Origin of the sequence: Streptomyces sp. NBC_00663 (assembly GCF_036226885.1) — a bacterium.
In the GTDB taxonomy this organism is placed as follows: Bacteria; Actinomycetota; Actinomycetes; order Streptomycetales; family Streptomycetaceae; genus Streptomyces.
On the sequence record NZ_CP109027.1, the window covers coordinates 1,589,498 to 1,600,090 of the forward strand.

Below are 10,593 nucleotides of genomic sequence, written 5' to 3' on the forward strand. Positions count from 1 at the left end.
TACTGGGACGGCCCCTGCCCCGAGGAGCCGTCGATGTCCGCTCAGTTCTGGTTCGCGCCGCTGGTCGCGCGGCTGCGTACGGCGAATCCCTACGTCGTCGACACCGCGCTCGCCGCGCTCGTGCTGTTCGCCGCCTCGCTCCAGTGGATCTTCCCCGACGAGGGGGACGACCGGCTGACCTGGCAGGGCTGGCTGCTCGGCGCGGCGACCGCGGTCCCGCTGGTGTGGCGGCACCGCGCGCCGTTCGCGATGGCGTGCGCGGTGTCGGTGGCCACTCCCGCGCAGGCGCTGTACCACGCGCCGCCGCCGGACCTGATGTACGGCGGGTTCGTGGTCCTCTCCACCATGGCCGCCCGGGGCCTGCCGTGGCAGCGGCGCTTCATGCTGGTCGGCTGGGCGATCGGCGTCTCGCTCGTCATGCTGCACAAGGAGAGCCCGGAACCCTTCGAGTTCGCCTTCCAGCTGATGAGCGTGGCCTGCGCCTACGCGTTCGGTGTGCTGGCCCGCGTCCAGCGCGCCTACACCGCCGAACTGGAGGACCGGGCCCGGAGGTTGGAACGGGAGCGGGCCGCGGACACGGCGCGGGCGACGGCACAGGAGCGCGCCCGGATCGCCCGGGACATGCACGACATCCTGGCCCACGCGGTGAGCCTGATGGTGGTGCAGGCCGAGGCCGGGCCGGTCGTCGTCCGCAGCGATCCGGCGCGCGCGGAAGCCGCGTTCGAGGCGATCGCGGGGGCGGGACGGGACGCGATGGCGCAGCTGCGGCGCATCCTCGGCGTCCTCAAGGAGGAGCAGCGCAACGGGACTTCACCGCAGCCCGGCATCAGAGCCCTGCCCGCACTGGTCCGCCAGGTCGGTGAATCCACGGGCCTGCGAGTGGAGTTGAGCACCACGGGCGAGCCTCTCCCCCTCCCGCCGGACACCGACATCGCGGCCTACCGGGTGACCCAGGAGGCGCTCACCAACACGGTCAAGCACGCGTACGCTTCCTCCGCGACCGTCCAACTCGACTGGACGGAGGAGGGGTTGACGCTGACGGTGACGGACGACGGAGGCGGGCCCACGACGCCGGGCGGCGGGCACGGACTGATCGGCATCCGGGAGCGGGCCGCGGCCTGTGGTGGTGACGCGCACACCGGGCGCGGTCCGGACGGCGGTTTCCGGGTCGTCGTACGCCTTCCGGCCGGTGACCGGCAGGCGGCGCGGGGGTGAGCATCCGGGTGGTCGTCGCGGACGACCAGGAACTCGTCCGCAGCGGCTTCAGCATGATCCTGGAGGCGCAGGCGGACATCGAGGTCGTCGCCGAGGCCGGGGACGGCGCGGAGGCGGTCGCCGCGGTGCGGCGGCACACGCCGGACGTGCTGCTCCTCGACATCCGTATGCCGGTGATGGACGGCCTGGAGGCGGCCCGCCGGGTGTGCGGACAGTCCGCGTGCAAGGTCGTCATGCTGACCACGTTCGACCTGGACGAGTACGTCTACGAGGCCCTGTACGCGGGCGCCAGCGGCTTTCTGCTCAAGGACGTGCGCCGGGACGACCTGGTGCACGCCGTGCGGGTCGTCGCCGCCGGGGACTCGCTGCTCGCGCCCGCCGTGACCCGGCGGCTGGTCGCGGACATCGTGCGCCGCCGCCGGGAGGAGGCCACGGCGCAGGTCACCCCGGACCGGCTGGACGTCCTGACGGCCCGCGAGGTGGAGACGCTGCGGATGCTGGCGCGGGGGCTGTCGAACGCGGAGATCGCCACGACGCTGTTCGTGAGCGAGCACACCGTGAAGACCCATGTCAGCAATGTGCTGGGCAAGTTGGGGCTGCGGGACCGGGTGCAGGCGGTGATCTGCGCCTATGAGACGGGTCTGGTGGTGCCGGGGGCGTCCGGCGAGAACGACGGACCGTGATCACGACCGGTTCGCCGCGCGCGGTCAGCAAGTCGCCTCCCCCGCGCGAGTGAGCCGCCGCCCTCTTCTCCCCCGTACGACGGAGCCCCGGAAACCGCTCCCTCCGGCGATCCGGTACCACCGCCTTCCCCGCGAGCCTGAGGGCATGTCAACCGACGCCTCGCCGGGAGGGACCGTGCTCTCCACACTCGCCCGGACGGCCACACGCCGTCCGCTCACCGTCATCGCCCTGTGGGTGCTCTTCCTGCTGCTCGGCTTCGGGCTCGGCACGGGCGTGTTCGGACGTCTGTCGGACAACGTGCCCGAGGTGCCGGGCACCGAGTCGGAGGCGGCCGCGGAGTATCTCGACCGGGCCGACCCGTCCGGCGACTCGATCACCGCCGTCGTCGAGGGCACCGCCGTCACCGACCCCACACTGCGGGCCCAGGTCGAGCAGGCGGTCGCCGACGTACGCGGGATCGCCGGCGTGGCCGCCGTACCGGACCCGTACACGACGCCCGGTCTGACCGCCGAGGACGGGCGGGCGCTCCTCATCCCCGTGGCGCTGAAGGGCGGTCTCGGCGACGATGCCGAGGAACGGGCCGTCGACGACGCGGCCGACCGGATCAAGGAGATCGACGCGCCCGAAGTCCATGTCAGCGGCGGCCCGTTGCTGGGGCTCCAGATCGGCGAGAAGGCCCAGGAGGACGTGCGGAACGCGGAGTTGATCTCCCTGCCCGTGGTCCTCGCCCTGCTCCTCGTCGTCTTCGGCGGGCTGCGCTCGGCCGCGCTGCCCCTCGTCATCGCGGTGAGCGGCATCGCGGGCGCGTTCCTGGCGCTGTTCCTGTTCAGCTCGGTCACCGACATCTCCGTGTACGCGATCCAGGTGACCACGATGCTGGGCCTCGGACTGGCCGTGGACTACGCCCTGTTGATGCTGGTCCGCTTCCGGGAGGAGCGCCGGACCACCGAGGACGTGGTGGAGGCCGTGCACCGAACGGTCGCCGCGGCCGGGCGGACCGTGCTGTTCTCCGGGCTCACGGTGGCGGTCAGTCTGACCGGGCTGCTGGTCTTCCCGAGCGTCTTCCTGCGCAGCATGGGCCTGGCCGTGGCCGCCGTGGTCGTCGTCGACATGCTCGCCGCGGTCACGCTGCTGCCCGCGCTGCTCACCGTCTTCGGCCGGAGGATCCCGCCCGCGAAGGACCGGCCGGAGAGCGAGGAGGGCCGGGTCTTCGCCCGTCTGGCCCGCTTCTGCGCGCGCAACCGCATCGCCGTCCTGGCGGTGATCGTCCCGGCCCTGCTGGTGCTCGCCCTGCCCGTCACCGGCATGCGGATCAACCTCGGCGACGCCCAGCAGCTGCCGTCGAGCACCGAGGCACGGCAGTTGTACGACACCGTCGGCGCCCACTTCCCGCCGGGCACCGGTGTGGCCACGGTCACCGTCGTCCTCAGGCCCGGCACCGACGCGGCGACCGCCGACCGGATCCGCGCCCTGTCACCGCGCGCCGAGTCCCGGGACCTGCCGAACGGCACCACGGTCGTGGAGCTGCCGCCGTCCGGCAGTGTGGACGGGGACGCGGCCACCGGCCTGGTGGAGCGGGTCCGTGAGCTGCGCGGAACAGCGCCGGTCGAGGTGACCGGCCCGGCCGCCCGGCTCGTCGACTTCCGGGCGATGCTCGCCGACCGGGCGCCCTGGTCCGCGCTGACCGTGCTGGCCGGCATCTTCGTCCTGCTCTTCGCCTTCACCGGCTCGGTCCTGATCCCGCTGCGCACCATCGCGACGACCCTGCTCAGCCTCGGTGCCGCGCTCGGCGCGGTGGTGTGGGTGTTCCAGGACGGTCACCTGTCCGGGCTGCTGGGCGCCGAGGGCCTCGGGTCGCTGAGCCTGACGGCACCGCCGCTGATCATCGCCATCGCGTTCGGTCTGGCGATGGACTACGAGCTGTTCATCCTGGCCCGGATGCGGGAGGCCCGGCGGGCCGGCGGGGACGACCAGGAGGCCGTCGTGACCGGCCTGCGCCGCTCGGGCCGGGTGGTGACCTGCGCCGCGCTGCTCCTCGCGGTCGTCTTCGGCGCCTTCATGACGGGCGGCTTCTCCCCCATCCTCCAGATCGGGCTCGGGCTCACCCTCGCCGTGCTGATCGACGCCACCGTCGTCCGCATGCTGCTCGTCCCGGCGACGATGGCGCTGCTCGGGCGGCGCGCCTGGTGGGCGCCGAGGCCGCTGCGGCGGGTGCACGACCGGTTCGGGCTGAGCGAGGAGGCGCCGGCCGCGCCCCGGGTGCCGACGAACGTCTGACAGCGGTGCACGGGGCCCGGCTTTCACGCCGGGTCCCGTTTCCCTTGGGGCGGCTAGAGTTTTCGTCATGGGTGGGGACACGGGGGAACGGCCCACGCGGCCGTGCAAATGGTGCGGTGCGCCGGTCGAGCAGCCGCGCGGCCGGTGGCGGCGGCGGAGTTTTTGCAGCAAGTCCCACCGGCGCAGGAACCGGGTGATGGACGCCGTGTTCGAGTTCCTGGACTTCTGGTAGCGGCCTGCCCCGCGCGGGTCCTCACCGGAATCTCAGGGAGCGGCACGGTGATTCAAAGGATCACCACATCTGCGCGACGCAGGATGCCCACGCAAAGGCGGATATCTCAGGAAGGCCTGCCGTGGGCGTCTCGCACATATCGAACCGGTCCGACCAACCGTCGCAGAGGTGGTCGCGGCGCGGAGTGCTCACCGTGCTCGGCGTCGTCCCCGCCGCGGTGCTCACCGGGTGCAGCGGGTCGGCCGACGCCACGGAGGACACCGCGGCGACGGCATCGGCGAAGTCCGCCGCGACGAAGAAGCCGGTCGTCGCGGTCAGCCCCGCCGACGGCAGCAGGAAGGCCGCGTTCACCAGCCCTGTCGAGGTCACCGTGACCGACGGCACCCTCGCGTCCGTCGAGGTCAGCGGCAACGACGGCTCGACGCTGGAGGGCTCCTTCGACGAGGCGAGGACCACCTGGACGTCGAAGGAGAACCCGTACTCGGGGACGAAGTACACGGTGACCGCGAAGGCCGAGGGCGCCGACGCGGAGACCGCGACCTTCACCACCAGGTCACCCGGCGAGACCTTCGTCGGCTACTTCACCCCCGAGGCCGGTTCCACGTCCGGTGTCGGCATGCCGGTCTCGATCAACTTCACGCACGCCGTGGCCGACAAGGCCGCCGTCGAGAAGGCCATCACGGTGACCGCCGAACCGGCCGTCGAGGTGGTCGGCCACTGGTTCAGCGACACCCGCCTCGACTTCCGGCCCGAGACGTACTGGGCGGCCGGCACGACCATCACCCTCGGCCTGCGGCTCAAGGACGTGGAGGGCACGGACGGTGTCTACGGCGTCCAGTCCAAGGACGTCACCTTCCACATCGGCCGCGCGCAGATCAGCACCGTCGACCTGTCCGCCAAGGAGATGGTGGTCAAGCGGGACGGAGCGACGTACGCCACCTATCCCGTCTCCGGCGGCGACGCCGACCACACCACCTGGTCCGGGATCATGGTGATCAGCGAGCGGTTCAAGGAGACCCGGATGGAGTCCTCGACCGTCGGGCTCGGCGACGAGTACGACATCTCCGACGTCCCGCACGCCCAGCGCCTGACCACCTCCGGCACCTTCATCCACGGCAACTACTGGGCGTCCACCTCGGTGTTCGGCAGCCAGAACACCAGCCACGGCTGTGTCGGTCTGCACGACGCGAAGGGCGCGAACGACAGCTCGGTGCCGGGCTACCGGTTCTACAAGAGCTCGATGCTCGGCGATGTCGTCATCGTCAAGAACTCCGATGAGGAGACGGTCGATCCGGCGAACGGGCTCAACGGGTGGAACCTGTCGTGGGAGGACTGGAAGGCGGGCAGCGCGGTTTAGGACGTATGCGCCGTTCATGAGCTGAACTTGCCTGGAGCGAAAGGACTTTCCTTGCTTTAACTCTTGACGGCCTCTCTGCCGGAGAGCACATTGGGCCCACTTTGAGAGCGCTCTCAAAGGTTCTCAAAAGGTACCCGCGCACTCATCTCCGTACCCGAGAGGCACCCCCATGAGCGAATCCTCCGGCATACCCAGACGGCGACGGGCCCTTGTCGCCGTCCTCGCCACCCTCGGCCTGGCGGCGGCCGTGGCCTCGGCCGCGACCCTCCCCGCGAACGCCTCCGCGCCCACGCCCCCCTCGGGCTGGACGCAGGTGTTCCTCGACGACTTCAACGGTTCCGCCGGAACCGGCGTCAACACCTCCAACTGGCAGTACGCGACCGGCACTTCCTATCCCGGCGGCCCCGCCAACTGGGGCACCGGGGAGGTCGAGACGATGACGTCGAGCACCAGCAACGTCGCGCTCGACGGCAACGGCAATCTGCGCATCACCCCGCTGCGCGACTCCGCCGGCAAGTGGACGTCGGGCCGCATCGAGACCAACCGCACCGACTTCCAGCCCCCCTCCGGCGGAAAGCTGCGTGTCGAGGCGCGCATCCAGATGCCGAACGTCACCGGCACGGCGGCCGAGGGCTACTGGCCCGCCTTCTGGATGCTGGGCGCGCCCTACCGCGGCAATTACCAGAACTGGCCGAGCGTCGGCGAGCTGGACATCATGGAGAACGTCCAGGGCATGAACCGCGTGTGGGCCACCATGCACTGCGGCACCAACCCGGGCGGCCCGTGCAACGAGACGACGGGCATCGGCAACAACGTCGCCTGTCCGGGCTCGACCTGTCAGTCGGCCTTCCACACCTACACCATGGAGTGGGACCGCTCGGTGAGCCCCGAGACGATCCGGTTCCTGGTCGACGGCACCCAGTTCCACTCGGTCAACGCGAGCCAGATGGACGCGACGACCTGGGCCAACGCCACCAACCACGGCTTCTTCGTCATCCTGAACGTGGCGATGGGCGGCGCCTTCCCGGACGCGTTCGGCGGCGGCCTGGACAGCGGCACGCAGTCCGGTGTGCCGATGACCGTGGACTACGTCCAGGTGCTGTCGGCCAGTGGGAGCGGTACCACGCCGCCGCCCTCGGGCAGCCGGGACGCCTACAGCGCCATCCAGGCCGAGTCCTACAACAGCCAGTCGGGCACGATCACCGAGACCACCACCGACACCGGTGGCGGCCAGAACATCGGCGCGCTGGCCAACGGCGACTGGGCGCTCTTCCAGAACGTCAACTTCGGTTCCACCGCCGCCACTCAGTTCGTCGCCCGGGTGGCGAGCGGTGCCGGCGGCGGGGTCAGCGGCCTGGTCGAGGTACGTCTCGACAGCCGCTCCAACGCCCCCATCGGCAGCTTCGCCCTCGCCAACACCGGGGGCTGGCAGTCCTGGCGGACGGTACCGGCGAACATCTCGTCGGTGACGGGCACGCACGACGTGTATCTGACGTTCACGAGCGGCCAGCCGGCGGACTTCGTGAACGTGAACTGGTTCGACTTCGGGCACTGACGTCTCCGCGTCCGTGAGGGGTACCGCGCCCGCGGGCCCCTCACGGACGGACACACGGCCGGCCGCACCCGACCCCGGCCGACGACCCGGCGCGGCGCCCCGCACGCCGTGGCCGTGCCGGGCTCAGCGCAGTTCCGCGCGGAACGCCACCGGGGTCTGCCCCGCGTGGAGTTGGAAGAACTTCGAGAAGTTCGCCGCGTCCGCGAACCCCACCGCCGCCCCCACCCGCCCGATGGGCAGGTCGGTATGGGCCAGCAGGCGCTTCGCCTCCAGGACCACCCGCTTGTCGATGAACCCCTTCGGCGTCTCCCCCGTCGCGGCGCGCACCGCGCGGACGAGCGTCCGGCGGGAGTAGCCGAGGGCGTCGGCGTACGCGCTGACGCTGTGGTTCGTGGCGAAGCCCCGCTCCACCGCGTCCCGGAACAGGGTGAAGGTCGTGTCCGACTGCCCCCGCGCCGCCTCCTGCGAGCTGGCCGCGAGATGGGCGAGGCGGAGCAGGAACGCCGTGAGGGAGTGGCGCAGGACGGCCGTGTGCAGGCTCAGGGGGAGGGTCGCCGTGTCCTTGTACTCGCGGCGGAGCTGCGCGAGGGACGCCCCCAGTCCGGCCAACTGCGCCGCGTCGGGGTGCAGCAGCGGCGGCAGGTCGTAGCGGTACAGGCCGGTCGCCTCGACCGTCGCGCGGGGCAGGAAGCCCGGTTGCATGGTCAGGACCGTTCCGCGGTACCCGCTGAACTTCGAGAAGCGGTGGACCTGACCGGGGCGGATCCACAGCACGTCGCCGGCGTACGCCTCGTACTCGGCGAAGTCGATCATGTGGCGGACGGGGCCCTTGTCGAAGAGCATCACGACATGGAAGTCGATGCGGTGGACGCGGTGCAGCGGGGCGTCGGCGTGCCAGGTGCGGTGCGGGCCCATCGGACCGACCTGCATGCCGACGCCGCCCTCGCTCAGTTCGACCGGAAAGGGGAACGTTCTGATGCCGTCACCGTCCCCGCCTTGGGGTGTTCTGTCCGCCATGTCCTTCTCACGCCGCCCGATCAAGCCGTCCCGTGTCCCACTTTCACCACAGGCTGACACACCTCGACCTTCCCTCGTAAAAGTCTGACTTTTAGAGTCGAACGCGTCTCACCAGGAACGATGCACGAATCCATGAACTCTTGAAGAGGACTGGTCACAGATGAGCACGCAGACACCGGGCGGCGCGGACGGCTTCGCATGGACCGAACTCGACCGGCGTGCCGTCGACACCGCCCGCCTGCTGGCGGCGGACGCCGTGCAGAAGGTCGGGAACGGGCACCCGGGGACGGCCATGAGCCTCGCCCCCGCCGCGTACACGATCTTTCAGAAGCTGATGCGGCACGACCCCGCGGACCCGGAGTGGACCGGACGCGACCGCTTCGTCCTGTCCCCGGGCCACACCTCCCTCACGCTCTACACACAGCTGTTCCTCGCCGGGTACGAGCTGGAGCTCGATGACCTGAAGGCGTTCCGCACCCAGGGCTCCAAGACGCCCGGTCACCCCGAGTACGGGCACACCGCGGGGGTCGAGACCACGACGGGTCCCCTCGGGCAGGGCGTCGCCAACGCCGTCGGGATGGCCATGGCCGCCCGTTACGAGCGCGGCCTCTTCGACCCCGACACCGCGCAGGGCGAGTCCCCGTTCGACCACACCATCTGGGCCATCGTCTCCGACGGCGACCTGGAGGAGGGCGTCTCCGCCGAGGCCTCCTCCCTCGCCGGGCACCAGAAGCTCGGCAACCTGGTCTTCCTCTACGACGACAACCACATCTCCATCGAGGGCGACACCGCGACCGCCTTCTCCGAGGACGTCCTCAAGCGGTACGAGGCCTACGGCTGGCACACCCAGCGCGTCGAGCCCACCGGCGACGGCGACATCGACGTACCGACCCTGTACGCGGCGCTGAAGGCCGCGCGGGACGAGACCGAGCGGCCCTCCATCATCGCGATGCGCACGATCATCGCCTGGCCCGCCCCCAACGCCCAGAACACCGAGGCCTCGCACGGCTCGGCGCTCGGCGCGGACGAGATCGCGGCCACCAAGCGGGTGCTGGGCTTCGACCCGGAGCGGTCCTTCGAGGTCGCCGACGAGGTGCTCGCGCACAGCCGCCGCGCCCTCGACCGCGGCGCCGAGGCGCACGCCGCCTGGGACAAGCGGATCGCCGAGTGGCGCGCGGACCAGCCCGAGCGGGCCGCGCTCTTCGACCGGGTCGTCGCCGGTCAGCTCCCCGAGGGCTGGGAGGACGCGCTGCCCGTCTTCGAGGAGGGCAGGTCCGTCGCCACCCGCGCCGCCTCCGGCAAGGTCCTCCAGTCGCTGGGCGCGGTGCTCCCCGAGCTGTGGGGCGGCTCCGCCGACCTGGCCGGCTCGAACAACACCACCATCGACAAGACCTCCTCCTTCCTGCCGAAGGGCAACCCGCTCCCCGAAGCGGACCCCTACGGCCGTACGGTTCACTTCGGCATCCGCGAATTCTCGATGGCGGCCGAGATGAACGGCATCGCCCTGCACGGCAACACCCGCATCTACGGCGGCACCTTCCTGGTGTTCTCCGACTACATGCGCAACGCCGTCCGCATGGCGGCGCTCATGCAGCTGCCCGTCACCTACGTCTGGACCCATGACTCCATCGGGCTCGGCGAGGACGGCCCCACCCACCAGCCGGTCGAGCACCTCGCCTCGCTCCGCGCCATCCCGGGCCTGAACGTCGTCCGGCCCGCCGACGCCAACGAGACCGCGATCGCCTGGGCTGAGATCCTCCGGCGGCACAGCACCAAGCCCGCCCCGCACGGCCTCGCCCTCACCCGGCAGGGCGTGCCGACGTACGCCCCCAACCCGGACACGGCGAAGGGCGGTTACGTCCTGGCCGAGTCCTCCAAGGACGTCCCGGACGTCGTCCTCATCGCCACCGGCTCCGAGGTGCAGCTCGCCGTGGCCGCACGCGAGCAGCTGGAGGCCGAGGGGATCGGCGCCCGGGTGGTGTCGATGCCGTCCGTGGAGTGGTTCGAGGAGCAGTCGCGCGAGTACCGGGACAGCGTCCTTCCGCCGTCCGTGCGAGCCCGCGTCGCAATCGAGGCCGGGATCGGCCTGACGTGGTACCGGTTCACAGGTGACGCAGGACGCATCGTCTCTCTCGAACACTTCGGCGCCTCCGCCGATGCCCAGACCCTTTTCGCCGAGTACGGCTTCACCGCCGAGCACGTCGCCGCCGCCGCCAGGGAATCCCTCGCCGCCGCGCGTGGTTGATCCGACCGCCA

7 protein-coding genes are annotated in these 10,593 nt (G+C 71.1%); 6 read left to right on the forward strand and 1 reads right to left on the reverse strand.

Annotated features, from left to right (window positions below; genetic code table 11):
- Positions 1-33 precede the first annotated feature (33 nt).
- The 5 genes from OG866_RS07285 to OG866_RS07305 all read left to right on the forward strand — a co-directional run bounded on the left by OG866_RS07285 (position 34) and on the right by OG866_RS07305 (position 7,320).
- Positions 34-1,215 (forward strand): sensor histidine kinase, encoded by a 1,182-nt coding sequence (locus OG866_RS07285; protein WP_329332613.1) that lies wholly within the window; start codon positions 34-36, stop codon positions 1,213-1,215.
- Complete coding sequence (locus OG866_RS07290) at positions 1,212-1,898, forward strand: response regulator transcription factor (protein WP_329332614.1); 687 nt, start codon at positions 1,212-1,214, stop codon at positions 1,896-1,898. The genes OG866_RS07285 and OG866_RS07290 overlap by 4 nt, the downstream gene beginning before the upstream one ends.
- 175 nt (positions 1,899-2,073) lie before the next feature.
- Positions 2,074-4,176, forward strand: coding sequence for an MMPL family transporter (locus OG866_RS07295; RefSeq protein WP_329332615.1), 2,103 nt, complete (start codon positions 2,074-2,076; stop codon positions 4,174-4,176).
- Between the two features lie 353 nt (positions 4,177-4,529).
- Complete coding sequence (locus OG866_RS07300) at positions 4,530-5,765, forward strand: L,D-transpeptidase (protein WP_329332616.1); 1,236 nt, start codon at positions 4,530-4,532, stop codon at positions 5,763-5,765.
- A gap of 169 nt (positions 5,766-5,934) precedes the next feature.
- Positions 5,935-7,320, forward strand: coding sequence for a glycoside hydrolase family 16 protein (locus tag OG866_RS07305; RefSeq protein ID WP_329332617.1), 1,386 nt, complete (start codon positions 5,935-5,937; stop codon positions 7,318-7,320).
- A gap of 123 nt (positions 7,321-7,443) precedes the next feature.
- Here the strand turns inward: OG866_RS07305 and OG866_RS07310 are convergent, their stop codons facing one another.
- The gene (locus OG866_RS07310; RefSeq protein WP_329332618.1) at positions 7,444-8,337 is read right to left on the reverse strand and encodes a helix-turn-helix domain-containing protein; all 894 of its coding nucleotides are present in this window, start codon (positions 8,335-8,337) and stop codon (positions 7,444-7,446) included.
- Positions 8,338-8,497: 160 nt separating this feature from the next.
- Here OG866_RS07310 and tkt point away from each other — a divergent pair, with 160 nt between their 5' ends.
- A complete protein-coding gene (gene tkt / locus OG866_RS07315; protein ID WP_329332619.1) occupies positions 8,498-10,582 on the forward strand; it encodes a transketolase in 2,085 nt (694 codons plus the stop codon).
- Positions 10,583-10,593 lie beyond the last annotated feature (11 nt).